General features: G+C 70.3%; 25 protein-coding genes and 1 pseudogene. 12 read left to right on the top strand and 14 right to left on the bottom strand.

Features of this window, described 5'->3' with window-relative positions; all coding sequences use genetic code 11:
* Window positions 1-144 precede the first annotated feature (144 nt).
* Window positions 145-903: a VOC family protein gene (locus BCF44_RS04890; RefSeq protein ID WP_116172784.1), complete on the bottom strand. Its 759-nt coding sequence runs from the start codon at window positions 901-903 to the stop codon at window positions 145-147.
* Between the two features lie 177 nt (window positions 904-1,080).
* On the opposite strand from BCF44_RS04890, the gene BCF44_RS04885 reads away from it, so the two are divergent.
* The gene (locus BCF44_RS04885) at window positions 1,081-2,424 is read left to right on the top strand and encodes a carotenoid oxygenase family protein (RefSeq protein WP_116172783.1); all 1,344 of its coding nucleotides are present in this window, start codon (window positions 1,081-1,083) and stop codon (window positions 2,422-2,424) included.
* Window positions 2,421-3,053 carry a VC0807 family protein gene (locus BCF44_RS04880; RefSeq protein ID WP_116172782.1) on the top strand — a complete coding sequence of 211 codons (633 nt, stop codon included), beginning with the start codon at window positions 2,421-2,423 and terminating at the stop codon, window positions 3,051-3,053. Before BCF44_RS04885 ends, BCF44_RS04880 begins: the two co-directional genes overlap by 4 nt.
* Window positions 3,054-3,212: 159 nt before the next feature.
* Here the strand turns inward: BCF44_RS04880 and BCF44_RS04875 are convergent, their stop codons facing one another.
* Window positions 3,213-3,818 carry a TetR/AcrR family transcriptional regulator gene (locus BCF44_RS04875; protein WP_170217325.1) on the bottom strand — a complete coding sequence of 202 codons (606 nt, stop codon included), beginning with the start codon at window positions 3,816-3,818 and terminating at the stop codon, window positions 3,213-3,215.
* A 95-nt stretch (window positions 3,819-3,913) separates the two neighbouring features.
* Between BCF44_RS04875 and BCF44_RS04870 the strand changes: the two genes are divergently transcribed.
* Together BCF44_RS04870 and BCF44_RS04865 are read left to right on the top strand one after the other, a co-directional pair.
* Complete coding sequence (locus tag BCF44_RS04870; RefSeq protein ID WP_116172780.1) at window positions 3,914-5,092, top strand: cytochrome P450; 1,179 nt, start codon at window positions 3,914-3,916, stop codon at window positions 5,090-5,092.
* Window positions 5,093-5,370: 278 nt separating this feature from the next.
* Window positions 5,371-6,948, top strand: coding sequence for a beta-N-acetylhexosaminidase (locus tag BCF44_RS04865; protein ID WP_116172779.1), 1,578 nt, complete (start codon window positions 5,371-5,373; stop codon window positions 6,946-6,948).
* On the opposite strand, the gene BCF44_RS04860 is transcribed toward BCF44_RS04865, so the two are convergent.
* On the bottom strand, window positions 6,941-7,690 hold the full coding sequence (locus BCF44_RS04860) for a GNAT family N-acetyltransferase (protein ID WP_116172778.1): 750 nt from the start codon (window positions 7,688-7,690) through the stop codon (window positions 6,941-6,943). The two genes, BCF44_RS04865 and BCF44_RS04860, sit on opposite strands and share 8 nt — an antisense overlap.
* 32 nt (window positions 7,691-7,722) lie before the next feature.
* Between BCF44_RS04860 and BCF44_RS04855 the strand changes: the two genes are divergently transcribed.
* The 4 genes from BCF44_RS04855 to BCF44_RS04840 all read left to right on the top strand — a co-directional run bounded on the left by BCF44_RS04855 (window position 7,723) and on the right by BCF44_RS04840 (window position 14,064).
* Complete coding sequence (locus BCF44_RS04855) at window positions 7,723-8,631, top strand: SAM-dependent methyltransferase (RefSeq protein ID WP_116172919.1); 909 nt, start codon at window positions 7,723-7,725, stop codon at window positions 8,629-8,631.
* Window positions 8,632-8,756: 125 nt separating this feature from the next.
* Complete coding sequence (locus BCF44_RS04850) at window positions 8,757-9,971, top strand: acetyl-CoA C-acetyltransferase (protein ID WP_116172777.1); 1,215 nt, start codon at window positions 8,757-8,759, stop codon at window positions 9,969-9,971.
* 11 nt (window positions 9,972-9,982) lie between these two features.
* On the top strand, window positions 9,983-12,157 hold the full coding sequence (locus BCF44_RS04845; RefSeq protein WP_116172776.1) for a 3-hydroxyacyl-CoA dehydrogenase NAD-binding domain-containing protein: 2,175 nt from the start codon (window positions 9,983-9,985) through the stop codon (window positions 12,155-12,157).
* 170 nt (window positions 12,158-12,327) lie between these two features.
* Window positions 12,328-14,064: an alkaline phosphatase family protein gene (locus BCF44_RS04840; RefSeq protein ID WP_116172775.1), complete on the top strand. Its 1,737-nt coding sequence runs from the start codon at window positions 12,328-12,330 to the stop codon at window positions 14,062-14,064.
* A gap of 72 nt (window positions 14,065-14,136) precedes the next feature.
* Here the strand turns inward: BCF44_RS04840 and mtnC are convergent, their stop codons facing one another.
* From mtnC to rarD, 7 genes and pseudogenes are all read right to left on the bottom strand, one after another.
* A complete protein-coding gene (gene mtnC, locus BCF44_RS04835; RefSeq protein WP_116172774.1) occupies window positions 14,137-14,772 on the bottom strand; it encodes an acireductone synthase in 636 nt (211 codons plus the stop codon).
* Window positions 14,769-15,332 carry a 1,2-dihydroxy-3-keto-5-methylthiopentene dioxygenase gene (locus BCF44_RS04830; RefSeq protein ID WP_116172773.1) on the bottom strand — a complete coding sequence of 188 codons (564 nt, stop codon included), beginning with the start codon at window positions 15,330-15,332 and terminating at the stop codon, window positions 14,769-14,771. Before BCF44_RS04830 ends, mtnC begins: the two co-directional genes overlap by 4 nt.
* A gap of 10 nt (window positions 15,333-15,342) precedes the next feature.
* Window positions 15,343-15,936 carry a methylthioribulose 1-phosphate dehydratase gene (gene mtnB / locus BCF44_RS57355; RefSeq protein WP_246014840.1) on the bottom strand — a complete coding sequence of 198 codons (594 nt, stop codon included), beginning with the start codon at window positions 15,934-15,936 and terminating at the stop codon, window positions 15,343-15,345.
* Window positions 15,913-16,899: pseudogene (gene mtnA, locus BCF44_RS57350) on the bottom strand (S-methyl-5-thioribose-1-phosphate isomerase); the annotation flags it as partial. The pseudogene mtnA and the gene mtnB, both read right to left, overlap by 24 nt.
* Window positions 16,900-17,086: 187 nt before the next feature.
* Entirely contained in the window at window positions 17,087-17,344 is a 258-nt protein-coding gene (locus BCF44_RS56500) for a class I SAM-dependent methyltransferase (protein WP_211352877.1), read from the bottom strand.
* Between the two features lie 69 nt (window positions 17,345-17,413).
* Window positions 17,414-18,247 (bottom strand): LLM class F420-dependent oxidoreductase, encoded by an 834-nt coding sequence (locus BCF44_RS04815; protein ID WP_116172771.1) that lies wholly within the window; start codon window positions 18,245-18,247, stop codon window positions 17,414-17,416.
* Window positions 18,248-18,259: 12 nt separating this feature from the next.
* The gene (gene rarD / locus BCF44_RS04810) at window positions 18,260-19,192 is read right to left on the bottom strand and encodes an EamA family transporter RarD (RefSeq protein WP_246014825.1); all 933 of its coding nucleotides are present in this window, start codon (window positions 19,190-19,192) and stop codon (window positions 18,260-18,262) included.
* Window positions 19,193-19,334: 142 nt separating this feature from the next.
* Between rarD and BCF44_RS04805 the strand changes: the two genes are divergently transcribed.
* On the top strand, window positions 19,335-19,670 hold the full coding sequence (locus BCF44_RS04805) for a hypothetical protein (protein WP_116172770.1): 336 nt from the start codon (window positions 19,335-19,337) through the stop codon (window positions 19,668-19,670).
* On the opposite strand, the gene BCF44_RS04800 is transcribed toward BCF44_RS04805, so the two are convergent.
* Window positions 19,655-20,563, bottom strand: coding sequence for an AraC-like ligand-binding domain-containing protein (locus BCF44_RS04800; protein WP_116172769.1), 909 nt, complete (start codon window positions 20,561-20,563; stop codon window positions 19,655-19,657). The genes BCF44_RS04805 and BCF44_RS04800 overlap by 16 nt on opposite strands.
* A 92-nt stretch (window positions 20,564-20,655) precedes the next feature.
* Here BCF44_RS04800 and BCF44_RS04795 point away from each other — a divergent pair, with 92 nt between their 5' ends.
* Window positions 20,656-20,880: a hypothetical protein gene (locus BCF44_RS04795; RefSeq protein WP_116172768.1), complete on the top strand. Its 225-nt coding sequence runs from the start codon at window positions 20,656-20,658 to the stop codon at window positions 20,878-20,880.
* 70 nt (window positions 20,881-20,950) lie between these two features.
* Here the strand turns inward: BCF44_RS04795 and BCF44_RS04790 are convergent, their stop codons facing one another.
* A complete protein-coding gene (locus BCF44_RS04790; protein WP_170217324.1) occupies window positions 20,951-22,456 on the bottom strand; it encodes an alpha/beta hydrolase in 1,506 nt (501 codons plus the stop codon).
* A 123-nt stretch (window positions 22,457-22,579) separates the two neighbouring features.
* On the opposite strand from BCF44_RS04790, the gene BCF44_RS04785 reads away from it, so the two are divergent.
* Entirely contained in the window at window positions 22,580-22,999 is a 420-nt protein-coding gene (locus BCF44_RS04785; protein ID WP_116172766.1) for a hypothetical protein, read from the top strand.
* Between the two features lie 17 nt (window positions 23,000-23,016).
* Complete coding sequence (locus BCF44_RS04780) at window positions 23,017-23,340, top strand: hypothetical protein (protein ID WP_116172765.1); 324 nt, start codon at window positions 23,017-23,019, stop codon at window positions 23,338-23,340.
* A 64-nt stretch (window positions 23,341-23,404) separates the two neighbouring features.
* Here the strand turns inward: BCF44_RS04780 and BCF44_RS04775 are convergent, their stop codons facing one another.
* On the bottom strand, window positions 23,405-25,258 hold the full coding sequence (locus BCF44_RS04775; protein WP_246014824.1) for an LCP family protein: 1,854 nt from the start codon (window positions 25,256-25,258) through the stop codon (window positions 23,405-23,407).
* A 183-nt stretch (window positions 25,259-25,441) separates the two neighbouring features.
* Window positions 25,442-25,693 (bottom strand): hypothetical protein, encoded by a 252-nt coding sequence (locus tag BCF44_RS04770; RefSeq protein WP_116172764.1) that lies wholly within the window; start codon window positions 25,691-25,693, stop codon window positions 25,442-25,444.
* Window positions 25,694-25,835: the final 142 nt, after the last annotated feature.

Genomic DNA, 25,835 nt, shown 5'->3' with positions numbered 1-25,835 from the left:
TCCGCGTCAGACCCTGGGCTGGCTGACACCGGCCCAGAGCCTGACGCGGGTACTGTCCGGGCAGTCACCCGTTGCAACGACCACGTGAAACCGCCACGCCTTACCCGCGTTCAACGAGGGTAAGGCGTCCTTCCCTGCATCTGGTCAGTTTTCGGGGCGGGAGATCAGGTTGAAGACGGCGCCCTGCGGGTCCTGGATCACGGCCATCCGGCCGAACGGGGTGTCCCTGGGCTCGCTGACCACCGTCGCCCCGTTGCTGTCGGCGATCGCGGCGGTGGCGTCGGTGTCGGCGACCGCGAAGTAGACCCGCCAGCCGGGCTGGGCGTCGGCCACGGTGTAGATGCCGCCGACGTCGCGGCCCTCGGCTTTGATGGTGGTGTAGTCGAACCCGTCCATCGCCTCGCCGATCTCCAGCCCGAACACTGCCGCGTAGAACTCCCGCGCCCGGCCGGCGTTGGGCGTGGACAGCTCGTTCCAGATCACCGTGCCGGGCTCGTCGACCACCCGCGCGCCGATGTGCCGGCCAGGTTCCCAGACGCCGAACACGCCGCCGGTGGGGTCGGCGGCGATGAGCATCCGCCCCTCGCCCATCACGTCGATCACCTCGGACAGCGCCTGCCCGCCGTGCTCGAGGACCGCCTTGTGGGTGGCGTCGGCGTCGTCGGCCTTGAGGTACGTGGTCCAGGTGACCGGCACGTCGACCTGCTCCGGCATCTGCTGCATGAGCCCGACGACGCCCTGGCCGCCGATCAGCGCCTGCGTGTAGTGCCCGGTTTCGGGCGGCCCGACGAAGTACTCCCAGCCGAACAGCGCCGTGTAGAACTCCTTGCTGGCCTCGATGTCCGAGCTGGACAGGTCGACCCAGCACGGCACTCCCCGCGCGTACCCACTCGCCTCGGGCATGACGTCCTCCGCTTCCGGCAGCAAAGGGCCAACTCTGCCAGCGCGGCGCCGGGGCAGTGTCAGCGAACCTGATGAGGTGACGGGATTCGACAGCCCCGTTGACGTCCCGTACATGGCCCGCGCCACCCCTGACATGTCAGCATTGACATGTCAGGGGGCACGTGTCACCGTGGGAACATGAGCGAGCAGACCCCGAGCTACCTGGCCGGCCACCTGGCGCCGGTCCCCGACGAGATCGAGGCCTTCGACCTGCACGTCGAGGGCGCGCTGCCGACCGAGCTGACCGGCCGCTACTTCCGCAACGGCCCGAACCCGGTGCCGGGCGAGGACACCGGCCACTGGTTCACCGGCCCCGGCATGATCCACGGCGTCCGCCTGAACCAGGGCCGCGCCGAGTGGTACCGCAACCGCTGGGTGCACACCAAGCGCACCGACGGCGCGCCGTTCCGCGGCCCGGACGGCAGCATCGACCTGGCCGCCGGCGCCGCCAACACCTCCGTCGTGAAGCACGGCGGCAAGATCTTCGCGCTGATGGAGACCACCTGGCCGTACGAGCTGAGCCCCGAGCTGGACACCCTCGGCCCGTGCGACTTCAACGGGCGGCTCACCACCGGCATGACGGCGCACCCCAAGGAGGACCCGGAGACCGGCGAGCTGCACCTGTTCGACTACGGCGTCCGGCCGCCGTTCCTGACCTACCACCGGCTCACCGCCGACGGCGAGCTGATCACCAGCTTCCCGGTCAGCGTGCCGGGGCCGACGATGATGCACGACTTCGCGATCACCAAGAACCACGTGGTGTGGCTGGACCTGCCGGTGGTGTTCGACATGGCGATGGTCGGCCGCGGCATGCCGTACCAGTGGAGCGACAAGTACACGTCCCGGATCGGCGTGATGGGCAAGGACGACCCGACGGTGCAGTGGTTCGAGGTCGAGCCGAGCTACGTCTTCCACGTCGGCAACGCCCGTGAGGACGAGCAGGGCCGCGTCGTGCTGGACGCCATCCGCTACAGCCGCGACGCCTGGAACCAGAGCTGGAACCAGGTCGGCGGCGCGCCGCGGGCCGAGCAGGCCGCCCGGCTGGCGGTCGCCAGCCTGCACCGCTGGACCCTGGACCCGGCCACCGGCAAGGTCACCGAGCAGGCGCTGGACGACGGCGCCGCCGAGTTCCCGACCGTGGACGACCGCCGCGTCGGCCGGCCCAACCGCTACCTGTACGCGGTCGACCAGCACGCCATCGTCAAGTACGACAGCGAGCGCGGCCAGATCGCGCGGCACGAGTTGGGCGAGAAGTGGCATGCCGGCGAGGCCGTGTTTGTTCCGGCCAGCGAGGACAGCGGGGAAGATGAGGGCTGGCTGCTGTCGATCGTCACCAACGACGATCCGACCGTGGCCTCCCAACTGCTGGTGCACGACGCCACCGACCTGGCCGCGAAGCCGGTCGCGACGGTGCACCTGCCCCGTCGGGTGCCGGCCGGCTTCCACGGGTCCTGGATCCCGGACGGAGAACTGACTCGATGAGCGAGACCACGGAGTCGCCCGGCGTGCTGGCGATCCTCAGGTCGTTGGTGGTCGACGTGGGCGTGCCGACGCTCGCCTACTTCGTGGCGCACTGGCTGGGGGCCAGCGACTTCGTGGCCTTGCTGTGCGGATCGGTCATCGCGCTGCTGCGCACACTGTTCGTGGCGGCGCGGGAGCGGAAGTTCCAGCTGTTCTCGGCCGTCATGGTCATGGTGTTCACGGTCGGCATCGTGCTGTCGTTCCTCACCGGCGACGCGCGTTTCCTGCTGGCCAAGGAATCCGCCGGCACCGGCGTGGCCGGCATCGCCTTCCTCGTCAGCTGTGTGATCGGCCGGCCGCTGATCTACCACGCGGCGCTGCGCATGCAGCCGGCCAAGGAGGCCGAGTTCGAGCAGCGGTGGCGGGAGCAGCCCGGCTTCCGTCGGACGTTCATGGTGATGTCGCTGGTGTGGGGCGTCGGCCTGCTGTTCGAGGCGCTGCTGCGGATTCCGCTGGTGTTCCTGCTGCCGGTCGAGGTCATGGTCACGGTGTCGACGGTGATGATCATCGCCGCGTTCGTGCTGCTGGCCGCGTGGACCAAGTGGTACGTCGGCCGGCAGCAGGCCAGGGCCGCCGCGGCGGCGGCCTAGGGGGTGTCCCGTGAATCACGACCGCGACAGCCGCGCCGACGCGACCCCTGACGACACCGCGAAAACGTCCGAATACGCCCGGTATGAGGCCGTTTTCGCCGCGCCGCCAGGAACCACCTCGATCCCGACTCTCATCGACCACGATCCACGGGACACCGCCTAGTCCGTCGCGAACAGGGCGCGGTGCCAGATCGTGCTCAGCGTGTCCACGAGCTCGGCCTGCCCCAGCGCCCCGTTGTTGTGCGAGATGCCGTGCTCGGTCATGCCCACGAGCATGGTGGCCAGTGAGTGCGCGGAGGGCGGTCCCGGCGGGGCCGCCCCCGTCGCGCGCTTGCGGTTGATCATGTCCTCGGTCGCCGCGACCAGGCGGCCGGTCAGGTCGGCCATGAACTGCCGGGCCTCGGCCGGCGCGTCCGGGTTCTGCGCCGCGAACAGCACCGAGCCGTGCTCGTCCCACATCTTCACGGCCAGCTCGATGCTGCGGCACAGGCTGGCCCGGGTGTCCTCGGACTCCGGCTCCAGCCAGCCCTCGACCTGCGTGATCAGGTTGTCCGAGGCGCGGGCCAACAGCGCGAGCAGCATCGCCTGCCGGGACTCGAAGTAGAAGTAGAAGCTGGACCGGGAGATGCCGGCGCCCTTGGCCAGCTCCTCGATGCCGATCTCGGCCAGCGGCTTCACCGCCAGCAGCCGCTCGGCCGTCTCCAGCAGCGCCTCCTGCTTGCGGTCCCCCTTGCTGGGGCCTCGGCGGCGGGCGGGTGCAGACACCACGCGATCGTACCGCCCGGCAGCATTCTCGACACTATGCCGACTTTTTTCGACACCGTGTTGACTCTTGTCCGGGGCGGGGCCACAGTGGTGGCATGACGCTGACCGTGGACGAGACGCCGTTCGGCTTCGATCCGCTGCGACCCGGCTTCCGTGACGACCCGTACGCCGTCTACCGACGGCAGCGCGAGACCGATCCCGTGCACTACAGCCCGCTGGGCATGTGGACGCTGACGCGGCACGCCGACATCGAGGCCGCGCTGCGCAATCCCAGGCTCGGCCACGGCGTCACCATGAACGGCGCCGCCGACTACCTGTCCTTCCTCACGCTCAACCCGCCGGACCACACCCGCCTGCGCGGGCTGGTCAGCCGGGCGTTCACGCCCAAGGTCATCCGCGAGATGCGGCCGCGCATCGCGCAGCGGGTCGCCGACCTGCTCGCCCCGCTGCGCGGCGGCGGCGAGTTCGACCTGATCTCGGCGTTCGCGTACCCGCTGCCGGTGATGGTGATCAGCGAGATGATCGGCGTGCCGGTCGAGGACCAGGAGCTGTTCAGCGGCTGGTCCGAGGAGATGGCGCGGGGCATCGACCCCGACTTCCTCCAGACGCCCGAGCAGCTGGTCCGGCGCGACCACGCCAAGTCCGAGTTCGACAAGTACTTCCGGGACTTGATCGCCGCGCGCCGCGGCCGGCCCGCCGACGACCTGCTGACCGGGCTGATCGCCGCCGAGCAGGACGGCGACAAGCTCGACGAGCAGGAGCTGCTGGACATCCTGGCGCTGCTGCTGGTCGCCGGGCACGAGACCACCGTCAACCTGATCGGCAACGGCACCCTCGCGCTGCTGCGTCACCCCGACCAGCTGCGGTATCTGCGGGAGAACCCCGACCAGGCGCCGGCCGCCACCGAGGAACTGCTCCGCTACGACTCGCCGGTGCAGTTCGTGTCCCGGTTCGCGCTGGCCGACACCGAGGTCGCCGGGCGGCCCGTCGTCGCCGGCGAGGTCGTGTCCATGGTGCTCGGCGCGGCCAATCGCGACCCCGACGCGTTCCCCGATCCCGACCGGCTGGACCTCACCCGGCAGGCCGGCCGGCTGGTGTCGTTCGGCCAGGGCATCCACTTCTGCCTCGGCGCACCCTTGGCCCGGTTGGAGGGCCAGCTCGCGCTGGCCGGAATCGCCACGGCGCTGCCGGATCTGGCGCTCTTGGAGGACAAGCCGGCCTACCGCGACCACTTCATCCTGCGCGGGGTGAGCGCCCTTCGGGTCCACGCCTGAGAGCGAGTTTTCGTCGCCAACGCACCGAGCGCGAGGCCCCGCCGGCGCTTCGCACGGTTGCTGGATTTCGATCGGCCACCACCCACCGCACCACCCACAAAGCCGACGTGGCCGATCGAAATCCGGCAAGGGCGAGGCGTCGGCTACCCGGGGGCCGAGCCGCGCGAGCGGAGCGAGCGCCAAAAGAGTGGTCTATACCTTGACAGGTTCCGCAGGCCCTGTATCCAATGGGCTTCCGCCGCCATGTCCCGGTCCCCGCTCGGGAGGACAACCCAGACATGTCTACGATCCCCCGGCGGCTGGTCGTCGCGGCCACCGCCCTCACGATGCTCGGGACGGCGGCAGCCGCGCAGGCGGCTCCCGCGAAGCCGAGGGCCGCCGTGCCGTACGCCAGCGTGGTGCCGGCGCCGGCGTCGGCGACGCAGGCCAACTCCACGTTCACGCTGGCCGGCGGCACCCGGATCGCGGCCAGCGGCCAGGCCACGCCGGTCGGCAACTACCTGGCCAGCGTGCTGCGCCCGGCCACAGGCTTCGCGCTGCCGGTGGACCAGTCGCGGGTGGCCCACGCCGTGGATCCGATCCAGCTGCTGATCGCGCCCAACTCGTCGCTCGGCGACGAGGGATACCAGCTGACGGTGAACAGCGGCTCGGTGGTGCTGACCGCGAACAAGCCGGCGGGCCTGTTCGAGGGCGTGCAGACGCTGCGGCAGCTGCTGCCGGCGAGCATCGACGCCGCCACCAAACAGGCCGGCCCGTGGACGATCCAGGGCGGCGCCATCAGCGACCACCCGCGCTTCGCCTACCGCGGCGCGATGCTGGACGTGGCGCGGCACTTCTTCGGCGTGGACACCGTCAAGGCCTACATCGACGAGATGGCCCGCTACAAGATCAACACGCTGCACCTGCACCTGACCGACGACCAGGGCTGGCGGCTGATGATCAACAGCTGGCCCAAGCTCGCCACCTACGGCGGCAGCACCGAGGTGGGCGGCGGCGCCGGCGGCTACTACACGCAGGCCCAGTACAAGGACATCGTGGCGTACGCGGCCAGCCGGTACATCACGATCATCCCCGAGGTCGACATGCCGGGGCACACCAACGCGGCGCTGGCCTCGTACGCGGAGCTCAACTGCAACGGCGTCGCGCCGCCGCTCTACACCGGCACCGACGTCGGCTTCAGCTCGCTGTGCGTGGCCAAGGACATCACGTACAAGTTCCTGGACGACGTGATCGGCGAGATCGCCGCCCTGACGCCCGGCCCGTACATCCACATCGGCGGCGACGAGTCGCAGTCCACCACCGACGCCGACTACAAGACGTTCGTCGGCAAGGTGCAGCAGATCGTCGCCAACCACGGCAAGACCGCCATCGGCTGGCACGACATCAGCAAGGCCGCGCTGCTGCCGTCGACCATCGGGCAGTACTGGGACACCACGCCCACCAACGCCAATGTGCAGGCGGCGGCGAAGAAGGGCACGCACTTCATCCTGTCCCCGGCCAACCTGGCCTACCTGGACATGAAGTACACCGAGCAGACGCCGCTCGGGCAGGACTGGGCCGGCCTGATCGAGGCCAAGACCGCCTACAGCTGGGACCCGGGCAAGTACCTGACCGGCGTGAACGCATCGCAGATCAACGGCGTCGAAGGTCCTCTGTGGACGGAGACCATAGTCACGCTGGCGAACATCCAGTACATGGCGTTCCCACGGCTGGCCGAGCTCGCCGAGCTCGGGTGGTCGCAGGCCGCCACGCACAACTGGAACACGTTCAAGACGCGCCTGGGCGCGCAGGGGCCGCGGTGGAAGGTGCAGGGCGTGGACTTCTACGCCTCGCCGCAGGTGCCGTGGGCTAAGTAGTCCGGGCGAACTCGTGGAAGCGGCCGACTGGGGTGAACCTCAGTCGGCCGTACCAGTTCCGCGGCCAGTCCGCGGCGTCCGCGAACAGGAACACCGTCTCGCAGCCTTTGGCCCGTCGTAGTGCCTCGCGCATGATCGCCGTCGAGTAGCCGTGGCCGCGGTGATCCGGCATCGTCTTCACGTACTCGATCTGCGCGATCCCCTTGTGACGGTAGAAATCCGCCCACGACACAGGCTCGCCGTCTTTGATGACGCCGAGGAAAAGCACCTCCTCCGCGCCCTTGCGTCGATCCCGGACGCGGGTGGCCAGCTGCTCCACCTCGTCCTCCGGCAGCCCCGGCTCGTCCCGCCGCCACTGCCTGCGCAGAGCCTCGGTCATCACCGGCAGGTCGAGGGATTCCACCGGGATCTCCGGCGCCGGCGGGGTTTCTCCCTCGAACCTCATCGCCACCAGCGGATGCGGCTCGTACCCGGCCTCCCGCGCCGCCGGCTCGAACGCCCGGCCGGCTTCGTCGTCCAGGAAAACGATCACCCGGTAGTTCAGGTCCCGCATGACGTCGTCGGCCGCCGCCAACACCGCCGCCGGGTCGGCCGCCTCCCGGATCAACAGGCGATTGTTGTTGTAGGAGTCAGGAAACTCCCGGTGGCGGACGGCCACCCCGCCGGGCACCTCCACCACGTCCGTCGCCTGCCGGCAGGCGAACCCGACCAGGAGGTCCACGATGTCGTCCGGAGTGCGCACCCGGTCACGGTAGCGGCTCTACGGTGGGCCAGGTGACTTCCATTAGGCACGACGGAGATTCCTGGGACCTGGCCTCCAGCGTCGGCACGACCGCCACCGCGGCCGCCGCGGCCCGGGCGATGGCGTCCCGCGCGGCGGATTCGCTCGTCGACGACCCGTTCGCCGAACCGCTCGTACGGGCCGTCGGCGTCCCCCTGCTCATCCGGCTGGCGACCGGCGAAGCCACCCCCGACGAGTCCGGCGGCCAGGCGTGGATAGACATCGCCAAGATACGGACCAAGTTCTACGACGAGTTCTTCCTCGATGCGACGAACGCGGGCATCAGGCAGGTCGTGATCCTCGCGTCGGGGCTGGATTCCCGCGCGTACCGGCTGCCCTGGCCGGCCGGAACCGTGGTGTACGAGGTCGACCAGCCGCAGGTCGTCGAGTTCAAGACCCGCGCGCTGGCCGAACTGGGCGCCGCCCCCACCGCCGACCGCCGAACCGCAGCCGTCGACCTCCGCGACGACTGGCCCGCCGCGCTGCGTGCCGTCGGCTTCGACCCGGCCCGGCCGACCGCGTGGAGTGCCGAGGGCCTGCTGGGCTACCTGCCGCCCGAGGCGCAGGACCGTCTGCTGGACACCATCACCGAGCTCAGCGCGCCCGGCAGTCGGGTGGCTACCGAGAGCCGGCCCAATCCGCGGCCCGGCGAGGACGAGAAGACGAAGGAACAGCTGGACCGCCTCTCCGAGAGCTGGCGTGCGCAGGGTTTCGATCCCGACATGGCCAAACTGCGCTACTTCGGCGCGCGCAACGAAGCCGCGCCGTACCTCACCGACTGCGGCTGGGCACTGACCGGCAGCACCATCCGGGACCTGCTCGCCGCCCACGAGCTGGCGCCCCTCACCGACAACGACGTGCGCATGGGCGACGTGCGCTACGTCAGCGGCATCCTCGCCTGACCCGTGCCCGACAGGGAGACCCAACTCACATTCCAAGCGGTATGTGATACATGCAGGCCGGATTGATTGTTACTTGGGGCGGCGCTACCTTCGTGGAGATGCCCGAGTCAGGAGGCGCCACAGCCATGAGCACCGAAGCTTTTGTGTTCGACGCGGTCCGGACCCCGCGGGGGAAGGGCAAGCAGACCGGGTCGCTGCACGAGGTCAAGCCCGTATCCCTGCTCGTCGGCCTGATCGACGAGCTGCGCACCCGCAATCCGAACCTCGACCCGGCCCGCATCGACGACGTGGTGCTGGGCTGCGTGACCCCGGTCGGCGACCAGGGCGCCGACATCGCCAAGACCGCGGCGCTGGCCGCTGGCCTGCCGAACACGGTGGCCGGCGTGCAGCTGAACCGGTTCTGCGCCTCCGGCCTGGAGGCGGTCAACATCGCCGCGCAGAAGGTCCGCTCCGGCTGGGACGACCTGATCCTCGCCGGCGGCGTGGAGTCCATGTCCCGGGTCCCGATGGGCTCGGACGGCGGCGCCTGGGCGATGGACCCGGAGACGGCCTACGACACCAGCTTCGTCCCGCAGGGCATCGGCGCGGACCTGATCGCCTCCATCGAGGGCTTCTCCCGCGAGGACGTCGACGCCTACGCCGTGGAGTCGCAGGCGCGGGCCGCGAAGGCGCAGAGCAACGGCTTCTTCGACCGCTCGGTGGTGCCGGTCCGCGACCGCAACGGCCTCGCCGTGCTGGAACGCGACGAGTTCATCCGCCCGCAGACCACGCTGGAGGGCCTCGGCGAACTCAAGCCGTCCTTCGCGATGATCGGCGAGATGGGCGGCTTCGACGCGGTGGCGCTGCAGAAGTACCACTGGGTCGAGCGCATCGACCACGTGCACACGGCCGGCAACTCCTCGGGCATCGTGGACGGCGCGGCCCTGGTGGCGATCGGCAGCGAGCAGATCGGCAAGGAGTTCGGCCTCACGCCGCGGGCCCGCATCGTGGCCACGGCGGTCAGCGGCGCGGACCCGACGATCATGCTGACCGGCCCGGCCCCGGCCTGCCGCAAGGCGCTGGCCAAGGCCGGCCTCACGGTGGACGACATCGACCTGGTCGAGATGAACGAGGCGTTCGCGGCGGTCGTGCTGCGCTTCATGCGCGACATGGACATCCCGTGGGACAAGGTGAACGTCAACGGCGGCGCGATCGCGCTGGGCCACCCGCTGGGCGCCACCGGCGCGATGATCCTCGGCACCATCGTGGACGAGCTGGAGCGCCGCGAGCTGCGGTACGGAATGGTCACCCTGTGCATCGGCGGCGGCATGGGCCTCGCCACCATCGTCGAGCGGGTCTGAGGGACGAGGTCATGAGCGAGTACTTCAAGTGGGACAAGGACTCCGACGGCATCGTCACGCTGACGATGGACGCGCCCGGCCAGTCGGCGAACACCATGAACCCGGAGTTCACCGACGCCGTCACGCAGGTCGTGGAGCGGCTGCGCCGCGAGCGTGACGACATCACCGGCGTGGTGGTGGCCTCGGCCAAGAAGACGTTCTTCGCCGGCGGCGACCTCAACGACCTGATCCGCGTGACGCCGGCCGACGGCGAGCGCTTCATGGCCACGCTGACCAGCACCAAGGCGGCGCTGCGCGGCCTGGAGACGCTGGGCCGGCCGGTCGTGGCGGCGCTGAACGGCTCGGCGCTGGGCGGCGGCCTGGAGATCGCGCTGTCCTGCCACCACCGGGTCGCGCTCGACAACCCCAAGTCCCGCTTCGGTTTCCCCGAGGTGACGCTGGGCCTGCTGCCCGGCGCGGGCGGCGTGGTGCGCACGGTCCGCATGCTCGGCATCGCCGACGCGCTGCTGAAGCTGCTGTTGCAGGGCCAGCAACTGGCCCCGGCGGCGGCCAAGGAGACCGGCATCGTGGACGAGATCGTCGCGACGCCGGAAGAGATGGTCTCCCGGGCCAAGCAGTGGATCAAGGACAACCCGGAGGCCGTGCAGCCCTGGGACGTCAAGGGGTACAAGATCCCCGGCGGCACGCCGTCGGTGCCGAAGTTCGCGGCCAACCTGCCCGCCTTCCCGGCCAACCTGCGCAAGCAGCTCAAGGGCGCGCCGATGCCGGCGCCGAAGGCGATCCTGTCGGCCGCGGTCGAGGGCAGCCAGGTCGACTTCGAGTCGGCGCTGCGCATCGAGTCCCGCTACATGCTCCAGCTGTCCGCCGGCCAGGTCTCGAAGAACATGATCAAGGCGTTCTTCTTCGACCTCCAGTCGATCAACAAGGGCGGCAGCCGGCCGCAGGGCGTGCCGCAGTACACCGCCAGGAAGGTCGCGGTGCTGGGCGCCGGCATGATGGGCGCGGGCATCGCGTACTCCTGCGCCCGCAGCGGCATGCAGGTGGTGCTCAAGGACGTCTCCGCCGAGGCCGCCGAGAAGGGCAGGAACTACTCGGTCGGCCTGCTGGACAAGGCCGTCAGCCGGGGCAAGATGACCGCCGAGAAGCGGGACGAGATCCTGGCCCGCATCACGCCCACCGCCGACGCCGCCGACCTGGCCGGCTGCGACCTGGTGATCGAGGCGGTGTTCGAGAACACCGAGCTCAAGCACCAGGTGTTCGCCGAGATCGAGAACGTGGTCGAGCCGGACGCGCTGCTGTGCTCCAACACCTCGACGCTGCCGATCACCGGTCTGGCCGAGGGCGTCAAGCGCCAGGCTGACTTCGTCGGCCTGCACTTCTTCTCGCCGGTGGACAAGATGCCGCTGGTGGAGATCATCCGCGGCGCCAACACCGGCGACGAGGCGCTGGCCAAGGCGTTCGACGTGGTGCTCCAGCTGAAGAAGACGCCGATCGTCGTCAACGACAGCCGCGGCTTCTTCACCAGCCGCGTGATCGGCACGTTCATCAACGAGGGCGTGGCCATGCTCGGCGAGGGCCTGCCGGCCCCGTCCATCGAGCAGGCCAGCATGCAGGCCGGCTACCCGGCCCCGGTGCTGTCCCTGATGGACGAGCTGACCCTGACGCTGCCGCGCAAGATCCGCGACGAGTCCCGCAAGGCGGTCGAGGCGGCCGGCGGCACCTGGGCGTCGCACCCGGCCGAGCAGGTCATCGACCGGATGGTGGTCGAGTTCGACCGCGGCGGCCGCGCATACGGCAAGGGCTTCTACGACTACGCCGACGGCAGGCGCGCCGGCCTGTGGCCGGGTCTGGCCGAGCACTTCGGCAAGCCCGGGATCATCCGCGACGGCGACGACATCCCGTTCGAGGACATGCGGGAGCGCATGCTGTTCGCCGAGGCCATCGAGACGGTGAAGTGCGTGGAGGAGGGCGTGATCACGTCCGTCGCCGACGCCAACATCGGCTCCATCTTCGGCATCGGCTTCCCGGCCTGGACCGGCGGCGTGCTCCAGTACATCAACGGCTACCAGGGCGGGCTGACCGGTTTCATCGCCCGCGCCGAGGAGCTGGCCCAGCGCTACGGCGACCGCTTCACGCCGCCGGAGCTGCTGCGCAAGAAGGCCGCCGCCGGCGAGACCTTCGAGTAGACCGTCCACGTTGCACACTTGTGCGGTTCAGACTTGGCCCCAGCGGCCAAGTCTGAACCGCAGATGAAGGATTGTCGACAAGCTCCCCCGGCGGTAGCCTCTGATTCGCCGGGGGTTCAACCGCGCTCCCGACACTGCACTGCACCACGACGAGGTGAAGGGCAGGACGGATGAGACGGCTGGGGATTCTCTTAGGCTGCACGGCATTGGCGCTGATGGGCGCGCCGGCCTTCGCGGCCGCCGGCAGCGGCAACCTGCTCGTCGGCGGCGACGCCGAGGCGGGCTACTGCACGAACGACTGGCACGCGGCGACGACCGTGCCCGGGTGGACGGTCACGAGCGGCAGCCCGGACGTGATCTGCTACACCGCCGGCTCGTTCGGACATCCCACGAATCCCGCGCCGGGCAAAGCTTTTCTCGCCCCCGGCGACCAGGGCGACGGCACGATCTCGCAGACCGTCGACGTTTCGTCGGCGGCACAGGCGATCGACGGCGGCGGCGTCACCTACGACCTGTCCGGCTGGCTCGGCGGCTGGACCACTTATGCCGGCTACGCCAGCGTTTCCGCGCAGTTCCTGGACGGCTCGGCGCACCAGCTCGGGACCGCCGCGCAGCTGCCGACCGTCAGCGAGTCCGATCGCGGCGGCAAGACGGAGTTCCTCGCCCGCGACACCACCGGCGCGGTGCCCGCCGGCACGCGTTCGGTGCTCGTGCAGGTCCGTTTCGTCAACAGCTCGGGGGAATCCGGCTACGCCGACAACCTGTCGCTGACGCTGTCCACACCGGTGCGCCAGCCCGTCCTGGCGCCGCCGCCGTCGCAGGTCCCCGGCTACGACCACGTCTTCACGGTCATGATGGAGAACACCAACTACTCAGCGGTCATGGGCGACCCCACGGACACGCCGTACCTGCACAGCCTGATGGCGCAGGGCACCCTGATGGCCAACTACCACGCCGTCTACCACCCCAGCGACGAGAACTACCTGGCGATCGCCGGCGGCGACACGTACGCGACCGGGGCCACGTACTTCCCGAACATCAACGACCCCAACGCGAATCTCGGCGACAAGCTCGAGGCCGCCGGCAAGTCGTGGAAGGCGTACGAGCAGGGCATGGGCACTGCCTGCAACACCACCACGCAGTACGACAAGTACTACGAGCCGGACGACGCGCCGTTCATCAACTACACCAACGTCAGCGGGAATTCCGCGCGGTGCCAGGCACATCTGTTCGACACCACCCAGCTCACCACCGACCTCGCCAGCGCGTCGACCACGCCCGCCTTCTCCTGGCTCGCCGCCGACGACTACTACGACGGCGAGGCCTCCGGCAACGGCAGTGCCACCAGCCTGAAGGTTCAGGACGGCTGGCTGAAGCAGACCCTCGACCCGATCCTGCACTCGCCGGCCTGGACGACGCAGCGCTCACTGCTGATCGTCACGTGGGACGAGGACACCACCGACGCCGACAACCAGGTGGCGACGATCGTCGTCGGTTCCCAGGGCACGGTCCCGGCCGGCCGGGTCAGCAACAGCCGCTACGACCACTACAGCACCGGCCGCACCATCGAGGCGGCGCTGGGGCTGCCTTCGATCACCGCCAACGACCGCTACGCCACGCCGCTCAACGACGCCTTCACGGCGACGACGGCCGGCAGCACGCTGACCGGCGGCCCCAGCACGTTCCAGTACTCGACGCCGGCAGCGACCGTCAGCGACAAGAACTGGATCGGCATCTACCCCGTCGGCGTCCAACCCGGCTCGCAGCCGTCCAAGACCTGGCAGTACGCCCCCGGCGGCAGCGGCAGTCTCACCTTCTCCCTGTCCGCAGGCACCTACGCCGCCTGGTATCTCTACAACGACGGCTACACCCCGCTGGCCGGTCCGCTCCAATTCACGGTGAGCTGACGCCCCGAATGCAGGGAAGGACGCCTTACCCGCTTTGAACGAGGGTAAGGCGTCCTTCCCTGCATAAAGGGGTCAGAGGTCGGCGAAGGTGGTGATCCGGCGGTGGGAGCCCACGTCCGGGGAGCCGTCGGAGGGGCGCGAGACGCCGATCGTGTCCCAGCCGGCCTCGGCGGCGGCGTCCAGCTCCGCCGCCACGTCCGAGAGGAACGTCAGCTCCCCCGGATCCACGCCGATGGACTTGGCGATCGCCTGGTACGAGGCGACTTCGCGCTTCGGCCCGGCGGACACGGTGTCGAAGTGCCCAGCGAAGTGGCCGAGCAGGTCGCCGTGCTGCGTGTGCCGGAACCACAACCGTTGCGCCAGCTCGGATCCGGACGAATAGACGTAGACGGGAACGCCCTCGGCGGACCACCGGCGGAGCACCGGCGGCACGTCGTCGTACACGTGCGCGGTGAGCTCCCCGGAGGCGTAGCCCTCGGCCCAGATCAAGCCCTGCAACGTCTTCAGCGGCGTCGCCTTCACGTCGGCGTCGATCCAGCCGACCAGCACCGCGGCCGCCTCGTCCGGGTCCGCGGCCACCTCCCGCACCACGTCCGCCGCCTCGGGGCGGCGCACCCACGAGGGGATGCGCGCCCGCGAGTACGGGAACAGCACGTCGTGCACGTGCGAGATGGCGCTGGTGGTGCCCTCGATGTCGGTGACGATCACACCAACTCGTCCAGCGTCGGCATCCGGGACGAGATGCCGTCCCCGGTGAACCCGGCCACCCAGCCGTCCTCCTCCTGGAAGAACCGGATGGCGCAGAACTCCGGCTGCGAGCCCATGTCGAACCAGTGCGTGGTGCCGGCCGGCACGGACATCAGGTCCCCGCGCTCGCACACCACGGCGTACACCTTGCCGGCCAGGTGCAGGTAGAAGCAGCCCTTGCCCTCGACGAAGAACCGGACCTCGTCCTCGTCGTGGGTGTGCTCGTTGAGGAACTTCTCCCGCGCGCCCTTGGCCTTCGCGGGCCACTCCGGGTCGTCCGACGGCTTCATCCGGACGACGTCCACCAGCCGGTAGTCGCCCTCCTTGGACACCTTCTCCACATCCGCCTTGTACGCCTCGAGCACCTCGTCCTGCCCGGCGTCGTCGGACAGCTCGACGGTGTCCCACTGCTCGAGGGTGATGTCGAACGGCGCGAGCTCGGCGGCGATGACCGCGAGGTCGGTGGTGCGCAGCAGCACGTCGTCGCGGTCGCCCTCGGCCATGACCTGCAACAGCGTCATCTGTCGTCTCCTAGTTCGTGAGCAGGTGCAGCCGGCAGAGGGCCTCGATGCACTCCACCCGGTTGCGGGCGATCTCCAGCGTAGGTCCCCAGGCGGTCACGCCGTGGTGGGCGATCAGCAGGACGGGTACGGACCCGTCCAACCGCTTGCCCACCTCGACGGCGATCCGCGGCACGTCCGACCAGTTGGTGAACACCGGGACGGCCAGCTCGCTCGGGTCGGCGACGCCGAACCCCTTGATGATCTCGAAATCGGTGAAGCGCACGGTGTCCTGGCCGGCGGCCATCGCCTTGGCCGCCACCGCCGTCGCGTACGGCGGATGGGCGTGCACCACCGCGCCGCAGTCGGGGAACGCCTTGTAGATGGCCGCGTGGATGGACGTCTCGGCCGACGGCTTGGGGCCGGAGATCCGCTCCCCGGTCTCGGCCTCCACCAGCACCACGTCGGCGGCGGTCAGCTCGCCCTTGCTGCGGCCGCTGGCGGTGATCAGCGCCTGCTCGCCCAGCCGCACGGACAGGTTGCCGGCGGTGCCGTCCAGCCAGCCGCGCTGGTACAGGCCGCGGGCGACCTCGGCGAGGTGCCCGGCCGGCCGCTGCGGCCACACCCGCTGCTCGGTGACGATCGCCGTCACCAGGTCGTTTGGCGTGACGTCGAAGGCGGGGTTGAACACCGGCGTGTCCGGCAGCGCCACCTGGTGCCCGCCGAACGCGGTGACCTCCTCGGCGTGCCGCTGCTCGATGACGATCTGCGAACCGTCCGAAATGGACTCGTCCACAGTGGACTCCGGCGCCACCACCACGAACGGGATGCCACTGCGGGCCGCCGCGACCGCCAGCGAATACGTGCCGACCTTGTTGGCCACGTCGCCGTTCGCGGTGATCCGGTCCGCGCCGACCATCACCACGTCGACCAGACCGGCGGCGATCGCGGCCGGGCCGGCGGAGTCGACGCACAGCCGGAACGGAATCCCCGCCTGGGTCAGTTCCCACGCCGTGAGCCGAGCGCCTTGCAGCAGCGGCCTCGTCTCGCCGGCGAGCACCTCCGCGACCAGGCCCCGCTCGGCCAACTCCTTGATACCGCCCAATGCCGTGCCGATGGCGACGGTGGCGAGCGAGCCGGTGTTGCAGTGGGTCATGATCCGCAGCGGCCGGCGGCCGGTCAGGCCGAGCACCGCGTCGGCGGCGCGGGCCGCCATGGCGCGATTGGTCTGCTCGTCCTCCTCCAGCATCGCCAGCGCCTCGTCCAGCACGGCCCGCGCGCCGCCGGGCAGTTTCGTCAGCACGCGGCGCACCGCCCAGCTCAGGTTGACCGCGGTCGGCCGGGCGTTGGCGATGCGGTCGGCGTCCTCCCGAACCGCCTGGTCGTCGCCGTCGCTGAGCTGCGCCGACAGCGCGACCGCCAGGGCCCCGGCCACGCCGATCGCGGGGGCGCCGCGAATGGCCAGCCGCTTGATGGCGTCGATGACCTCATCGGGTGTCGTCAGGCGAAGCACGGTCCGCTCGTGCGGCAGCGCGCACTGGTCGACGGCCACCACGGCGGCCCCGTCCCAGGCCAGTGTCCGCTCCAATGGTCCCTCCAGCCGACGGTGTGCACAAACGCCCCCAGTCTGCACGTTCGCCGGCCAAGGTGTTAGCCGTCTTCCAGTGGACGGGACGGCTTGACCGCCGTCACCAACCGTGTCGGATACCACGGGCCGCCCCACCACATCCGCCGGCCGAGGCCCCGGATCGCCACGTCGGACAGGCCCAGCTCGGTCAGCCGCCGGCCGTATTCCTGGGCCGCGCCGATGTCGGCGATGACCGGCCGGAGCACCCGCACCGCCTCGTCGATCGCCTTTCGCGCTGCGTCGGGGATTTGATGTTGTGGATGGCCAGGCTGGACACCACCAGGTCGAAGTCGTCGGCCTCGAACGGCAGCGCCCGCAGGTCGCCGGTGGTGAGCTCGATCCGGTCGGCGACGCCCTCCAGCTCGGCGTTGCGCACGGTGACCTCCGCCGCGTTGCCGAGCAGCACGGTCGGGATGAGCCATTCCCACTGGCCGGTGAAGATCGCCAGCAGCAGCGTGACCAGCGCGCCTGCGCGTCAGGAATGACCCTGAGTCAGCCCGGCGAGTGACCGCCACGCGGCCCGCGGCAGCGGATCGCCGACGACCTGGATGCACACGTGGTCGGCGCCGGCGTCGAGGTGCTGCCGGAGCCGGTCCGAGATGACGTTCTCGTCGCCGATGGCCACCGTGCCGTCCACGAACCGGTCGCTGCCGCCGTCCGCGAAGTCGGCGTCGTCGAAGCCGAGGGTGCGCAGGCTGCTGACGTAGTTCGGCAGCTTGAGGTAGAGCGCCAAGTGCTCACGGGCGAGCTCGCGCCCCTTGGCGATGTCGTTGGTCAGCACGGCCTTCAGCTCCGGCGCCAGCAGCGGCCCCGAGCCGAGGGTGCCTCGGGCACGGGCGGTGTGCTCCGGCGTCACGAGGTACGGGTGCGCGCCGGCCGACCGCTGCGCCGACAGCTCCAGCATCTTCGGCCCCAACGCCGCGAGGACCCGGTCCTGCGCGGTGTGACCGGCGGCGTCCAGGCCGTCCAGGAACTCGCGCATGGCCGTCAGCGGCTTGGCGTAGTTGGCGACCAGGGCGGCGTGGCTGGCGCCGAGGCCCAGCAGGAACCGCCCGTTGAACTTGTCGTTGGCCGCCTTGGCCTGCGCGGCGACGTCGGCGGGCCGGTGCTGCCAGATGTTGAGGATGCCGGTGGCCACGACCAGCCGCTCGGTCGCCGCCAGCACGTTCTCGGCGGCCGACACCGGCGGGCTGCCGCCGATCCACACCGCGCCGTAGCCGAGCGCGTCCAGCTCGGCGGCGGCCTCCCGGGACCTCGGGTCGTCCAGGCCGATGTCGTGGTTCCAGATGCCCACTCGTCCGAGTTCCACGCTGTCCTCCAGTCAGTTAGTACGACTGGAATCGTACAACCGACGGCCGGCATCCGCCACGAGCACGGCCAGGGCCAGCCAGACCAGGCCGAAACCGACCCAGCGGGTGGCGGTCATCTGCTCGTGGTCGATCAGGATGCCGACCAGGAACTGGAACACCGGGGCGAGGTACTGGATCAGGCCGACGGTGGACAGCGGCAGCCGGATCGCGGCCGCGCCGAAGCAGACCAGCGGCACCACCGTGACCAGGCCCGCGCCGATCAGCAGCACGGAGTGGCCGACGCCGTGACCGAGGAACGTGCCGACGCCGATCACCTGGAGCACCACCAGGTACACCGACGCCGGCACGAACAGGACGGCGGTCTCGGCCGCCAGCGCCTCGACGCCGGGGAGGTTGACCTGCTTCTTCAGGAAGCCGTAGGCGGCGAACGCGACCGCCAGGACGAGCGCGATCCAGGGTGGCCGGCCGTAACCGACAGTGAGCACCGCCACGGCGACCACGCCGATGCCGACCGCGATCCACTGCGCGACGCCGAGCCGCTCCCGCAGCACCACCACGCCCAACGCGATCGTCAGCAGCGGGTTGATGAAGTAGCCGAGCGAGGTCTCCACCACGTCGCCGGCGTTCACGCCGTAGATGTACGTGCCCCAGTTGATCGAGATCAGCACGGCGCCCAGCGTCAGCATGGCCAGCCGGCGGGGCTGGCGCACCAGCTCGCCGACCCAGGCCCAGCGGCGGCGGACCAGCAGCAGGACCGCCAGCAGCACCAGCGACCACACCATCCGGTGGGCCAGGATCTCGATCGCGCCCGCCGGCTCCAGGATCGGGAAGTACAGCGGGAACAGGCCCCACATGCCGTACGCGGCGACGCCCAGCCAGAGGCCCTCGCGGGTCCGGTCGGGGGCGGCGGGGTTGTCGACCTGGCTTGACGGGGTAGCGACCACGGTGTCAGCTTGCCCCGGGCAACACCGAACTTCTATTTAAATCTTCTGCAAGAGTCGTGAAGTTCTGCTACATCTTGTCACGGTCCGTGCTCACTCCAACAGGCTAATGACGGCCGGCGCCGGTCGCCAGGATCCTGGGCCGATGGCCGACACCATCGCGCTTTCCGCCGAGTTCACCGACCGGCTCGGTCCGACCGAGCAGGTGCGTGCCGTGCTGTCCGGCCCCGGCGTCACGCTGGTGGCCACCGACTTCCGGGTGCTGTCCGAGGGCACGCACATCCCGCTCGCCGAGGTGGTCTCCGTGGCCACCGCCGGCAACTCGATGGCTGGCGGCGCGTTGTCGATCCGTTCCGAGCACGGGGAGCTGCGGTGCACCGGCGTGCCCTTCGAGCAGGCGCAACGGTTCGCCGCCGCGGTACGCAGCGGGCTCGCCCGGGTGCAGGCCGCGGCGTGGATGCCGATTCAGCGCAGTAGCTGACGCCGGTAGCCGATCGGTGAAGTCCCATACGCGGCACGGAAAAGCCGGCTGACGTGGGTTGGATCCAGCACGCCCCACCGTGCCGCGATCACGGCAACCGGGACCGCCGCCTGACCCGGATCCGCCAGGTCGTCACGGATCCTTTGCAGGCGGCGGGTTCTGATCAGGGCGGCGATCGTCGTGCCGGTGCCCGCGAAGAGCTTGTGCAGGTAGCGCACGGAAATCCCGTGCGTCGCGGCGATCGAGTCCACCGAGAGGTCGGGATCGCCGAGGTTCGCCTCGCAGTAGGCCAACACCCGTTCCCGCATGCTCGTCCTGGGATCCGTCAGCTTCGTGTCGCCGGTGAAAACCTTTCCCAGCAACGCAAGCAGCGCGTCCGCCAACTGCGTGCCGCCCTCCGTGACGGACGCGTCCAGGTCCGCCGCCAGGCCGTTCAACACGCCCGCAACCACCCGCCGCAGGCCGCGGTCCGTCCGAGTAGGCCGGGCGACCGCGTCGCGCAGCGCCGTCGCCTGGCCGGCCAGGCGCTCCCTCGGCACCCCGACCACCACCGTGCGGTACGGCGTGCCGAACACCAGGCCGTAGGGGCGGGTCGTGTCGTACACCACGAGATCGCCCGGGTTCACCGCCGTGTGCCGGCCGTCCTGGCCCAGCATGCAGGATCCGCTCAGGTGCAGGGAGAACTTGTACAGCTCGCTGTCGGTGGACGTGATCAGCCGCTGCGGACGCCATACCCCACCGGGGTTTCCGGTGATGTCCGCCACCAGCAGGCCGCCGGCCGTCGCGTACCGGATGCCGCCGTCGAAGTCGAACTCGTCGGTGGTCATGCGGAGCGGCGCGAAGGCCGCCGACGCGGCCTCCTGCATGGATTCCAGGCGCTCGTTGCGCTGCACCGGTTCGACGCTAGTGATCCGTGCGTCCGATGGCGGTGTGACGTGCGCCCGATGGCGAATGCCCGCTGTGGTGTGTCCCTAGCTTCGACGGCATGACCGGCCCGTTCATCTGGTGGCACAGCCGCTACGACGACCAGGTGCACGCCTTTCCACTGGCGCAGATCACCGAGGTCGGACGGGGCATGCTCGCCGCCCGCTGCCATCACGCCACGCCCCGCGACCTGATCGTCGACACCGCCGACGGCATGCGCTGCTTCCGCTGCCTGCTGCTGGTCGACGCCGTCGAATCCCCCGCCAGGGTTACCCCCGCGTGGTGATTCCCCTCTTTTTTGCCACATGCGCTTCCTACTTGTCACCTGGCGCCAAATAGGAAGCGCATGTGGCGAATTAGGGATGGGCTTGAGCGCGGGTGGCGGTAGGTTCGGGCAGCGGATGCCCGGGGCAGGTAACATCGGCCGCCGGAACCGCTCCCGTGAGCAGGTACGACGTCGTGATCCCGTCGACGCAGCGGTTGTTGACCCAGGGCGAGTTGTAGATGCCGTGCGACCCGCCGCCGTCCTCGGTGATCAGCCGGGAGCTCGGCAGCAGCTGGTGCGTGTGGACAGCGCCGGCGTACGGCGTGGCCGGGTCGAGGGTGCCCTGGAGCATCAGGATCGGTGGCAGCCCGCGCCCGGTGATCGCCAGCGCCGACGGCTGCGGCAGCCGCCAGAACGCGCACGGCAGGTTCATCCACGCGTTGCCCCACGTCTCGAACGGCGCCCGCTCGGCCGAGGCGGTGTTGTCGTTGTTCCACACCGACCAGCTCCGCGGCCACCGCGCGTCGTTGCACTCGACGGCGGTGTAGGCGGCGTTGGCGTTCTCGCCGTCGACAGTGGCCGGATCGTTGTCCTTTGTGTACGAAACGAGCCCGGACGCGTCGCCCTTGACGGCGTACGCGGCGAACGCCCGGCCGTTGCTGACCCAGTTCAGGTCGTAGTAGCCGGAGTTGAGGATCATGGCGTCGAGCTCGGCGGGACCGACCGAACCGGCCGGCGTGGCGGCCAGCCGTGAACGGGCGGTGCGGTATTCGGCGTATACCGCGTCATGACCGACGCCGAGATGGAACACGCCGTCGTGGCGACCGAGCCAGTCGAACCAGATGTCGACGCGCCGCTGGAACGCCGCGTTCTGGTCGAGGTTGTTCCGGTACCACACGGCCTCCGGGCCGGCGTCGACGCTGCTGTCCAACACCATTCGCCGCACCCGGTCGGGGAACAGCTGTCCGTACACGGCCCCGAGATACGTCCCGTAGGACGTCCCGAAGTAGGTGATCCGGGACTCGCCGAGCGCCTGCCGGATCCGGTCGACGTCCCGCGCGGTGTTGACGGTGTTCACATACGGGAGTTCGTCACGGGACTTCGCCACGCAACCGTCCGCATAGGACTTGGCGCGCCGGATGAAGGCGACCTTGTCCGCCTCGGACGCGGGCACGGGATCGGCCGCCGGCGTGGCGAAGAACGACGGGTCGGCGCAGCTGATCGGGGCGCTCTTGCCGACGCCGCGCGGGTCGAAGCCGATGAAGTCGTACGCGGCCCGCACGCTCGCGGGCACGGCGCCGGCCGCGAACAGCCCGCTGGCGCCGGGGCCGCCGGGGTTGAACACGATCACGCCCTGCCGCGTGCCGGTGGCCTTGTACCGGGAGACGGCGATGGCCAGTTGAGGGCCGGACGGCCGCGAATAGTCCAGCGGCACGGTGACGGTGCCGCAGTCGTAGCCGGGACGGTCCGCGCAGGGGTGGGTGAACACCGCATCGCCCGGCCGTGGCACCGCCGCCGGCGTCCCGGCCAGCGCCGGGACGGGGCCCGCCAGCAGGGTCGCGACCAGCGCCGCGGCGACCGTCAGCGTCGATTTCACGGTGAGTTCCCCTCGCTTTCCTCGCACGAAGGGGCAGTCCATCGCGACGATCCGTCGCCGCCTACCCCCGCCGAGCCGCGTGTTACGAAAGCGTTATCCACGAACGGGTGGGATCATGCGGGCATGCCCGAGCCGCTGGTGATCCCCTGTTCGCCGACCAATCCGCGCGTGTTGTCCGTGATCGTCCTGATGGGACTGCTGTCCCTGGGCACACTGATCGCCGGATTCACCACCATCGGCACGTTCGGACCGGCACAGATCGCGGTGTGGCTGCTGATCGTCGTCGGCTTCGCCCTGCTGCCGCTGCTCTACCTGCGCCGCAACCGGCTGGTGCTGGACGACCGCGAGCTGCGGGTGCACGTCATGATCGGCCCGACCAGCAGGGTGGAGCGCGGCCGGATCAAGCTGATCACGATGCCCCGCCGCGGCACGCACTTCGTCGCCGACGCGGACGGCCGCAAGCTCACCGCGTTCCGCGATCTCTGGTCCTATCGGCAGCTCGAGGCCCTCGCGACCGAACTCGGCGCCGACCTCGTCGAGTGACGGGGATAATCGTCACCGTGACCGACGAGGGGCTCGGCTGGTACGGGGTGCGCTGCGTGTTCCGGTGGATCGGCTACGAGAACAAACCGTACGAAGAGCGCATCACCCTGTGGCGCGCCACCTCCCTGACCCACGCCATCGAGCTGGCCGGCCGCGAGGCCCGCGGGTACGCGCACGACCACGGCTTCGAGTATCTGGACTTCGCCCAGGCCTACGCCCTGGACGCGGGCGAGATCGGTAGCGGCACCGAGGTGTTCTCCCTGTTACGGGACAGCTACCTCAAGCCGGACTCGTACCTGGACAGCTACTTCGACACCGGCGGCGAACACCAGACCAGCTGATCATCGGCACCACGACGACCGCGAGGCCGCCGCCGATGCCCCGCGCGGAACGCGCGGCAAGAACTCAGTTCACGCAGGTGATGCCGTCGGCGGTGATCGTGTCGCTGGACGGCGCGGCGGGCGTCGTCGCGCCGCCGGTCGGCGCGAGGGCGTAGGCGGCGGGGCCGGTGAAGCCCTCGGAGCCGGGGCCGTCGTAGTTGGTGGACAGGAAGATCCGGACGTGGCCGGGCTGGATGCCGTCGGCGTTGTCCTCCTCCACGTCGTAGCCGCCGCCCAGCGCGTCGGACACCTTCTGCGCGTTGGCGGCGCCGCCGCTGGGGTAGCGGATCACCGACTTGGACCGCGGCGTGGCGGTGCCGGTGTCGCCCTGCACGAAACCCTTGGCGACCAGCGCCGACATCACGCTGGCGGCGAGGCCGGCCTTGCCGTTGGCGTTGCGGACCTCGACGGTGACGTTGCTGCCGGTGGACGCCGGGCCGCTCGCCGAGGTCGACGTGGCGGTGGGCGTGAGCCCGGTCAGCTGCTGCACGAACGCCTTGACCTGCGCCGGGTCCACCTCGACGGCCTGGCCGTCGTCGGGGGTGGGCAGGTCGGGACGGCCGGTGGGGATGGTCTGGAAGTGCAGCCCGCCGCCGGTCATGCCCTTGAGCTGGGTGGCGAAGCCCAGCAGGTCCCAGCCCTGGTCGAGCACGACGGCGTTCTTGATGGCGTTGATCAGGCTGGTCAGCTTGCCGGGGTTGGTCAGCGTGCCGCCGGACAGCACCGTGCTGGCCAGCCCGGCCATGAACACCTGCTGCCGCTTGATCCGGTCCAGGTCGCCGTTGGGCAGCCCGTGCCGCTGGCGCACGAACTTGAGCGCGTCCACGCCGGAGATGCTCTGCTCGCCGGCCGGGAAGTTGGCCCCGGAGAAGCTGTCCTTGGCCGGCGCCTTCAGGCACACCTTGACGCCGCCGATGGCCGTGGTGATCTCGCTGAACCCGTACAGGTTGATCTCGGCGTAGTGGTCGATGGTGGCGCCGGTGAGCTGCTCGATGGTGCTGATCAGCTCCTTGCGGCCGGCCGACTGGGACTGCTGGGCGATCGCCTTGGCGTCGGTCTGGCCCTGGTTGCGCAGGGTCGAGGCCTCGTCGTTCATCGCCCGCGCGTACGCCGAGTTGATCTTGTGCTGGCCGTAGCCGCCGGGGATGTCGACGTAGGAGTCGCGCGGGATGGACAGCAGCGCCGCCGGCTTGCTGGTGTCGTTGGGGATGTGCACCAGGATCAGCGTGTCGGTGTTCAGCTCGCCGTCGTCCTGGCCGGCGTTGAGCTGGGCCAGCAGCTGCGCCGGCAGCGGGTTGCCGTGCGCGTCCGTGCGGCTGTCCAGCCCGACCAGCAGCACGTCGGTGGCGCCGTCGGCCGGCTTGTCCGCCTTGATCACGTTGTCGGTGGCCAGGCCCGAGTTGAGGCTGTCCAGCGTGGCCCACGCGTAGCCGGTCACCACTAAGGCCATCGTTGACACCAACGCGAGCGCGGTCATGCCGGCGCGCTTGGCGGCGGTGTTGCGGCTGAAGCCGCCGGCGGGACGCCGCTCGGCCGGCTTCGCGGCGGCGGGCTTGGCGGCCGCCGGCTTCGACGGCGCGGGCCTCGCCGCGGCCTTCTGAGCCGGCGCCGGCTGACCCGATTTCTGCTGCTGGACTGGCTTCTGCTGCTGGGCCGGCTTCTGCTGCGGAGGCTTCGCCGGTTGCCGAGCGGGACTCGGCCCGTCCGACGGGGGCCGCTGCTGGCCCTGCGGCCGCGGTCCGGCCTGCGGCTTCGGCGGCACGGCGCGCGGCGGCTGCGGCCGCCCGGGGCCGGGCTGGCGCGGCGGCTGCGGCCCACCGCCCGAGCCCCCCGGAGGTCCGGGGCGTCGGGGCGGCCGGTTGCCGAAGTCGCTGTCCACGGGCGTCCACCTCCCGGCGATCGTCAGGGCTCACCCATCGCCGCTGTGCTCGCTGGTTTGTCGATGCCGGAGCTCCCCACCCAGCAATGTCCGGGCCGTACGGTAGCCCAGCTCACCGACGCGGCCGGACACCAGGGGGCACGCGGGCCGCGGAATCGTCCTTTCCGGACGCGAGACGGCGCCTCAGCCGCGCAGCAGCATCAGCTCGATCGGGTCGACCCGGTCGAAGTTGGCGCTGGCCGATCGGCCCAGCTCGTCGGCCAGCCCCTGCTCGCCGCGGCCGGCGGCGCGCAGCGCCTCGGCGGCCAGCGCCAGGCCGTTGAGCAGCTCGATCCGGCTCTCGGCGGTGCCCTCGTCCTCGGGGACGACCGCGTCGAGCAGCAGGTCGACCACGAGGTCGGCAGCGTCGGCAGCCTCGTGGAACGTGGTCGCCATCACAGGACTCCCTCAGAAATGACCGGAGCCCCGCACGGGGGTGAGCGGGGCTCCGGCACTGGGCCCGCCGCTCAGGGGGGAGGGAGCGGCGGGGGTCTCGGTGTGCTTCCACGATACGGCCGGATGGCGGTCGTACGCCAAA

Origin of the sequence: Kutzneria buriramensis (genome assembly GCF_003387475.1) — a bacterium.
Lineage (GTDB): Bacteria > Actinomycetota > Actinomycetes > Mycobacteriales > Pseudonocardiaceae > Kutzneria > Kutzneria buriramensis.
This window is presented reverse-complemented; position numbering and strand designations above follow the sequence as displayed.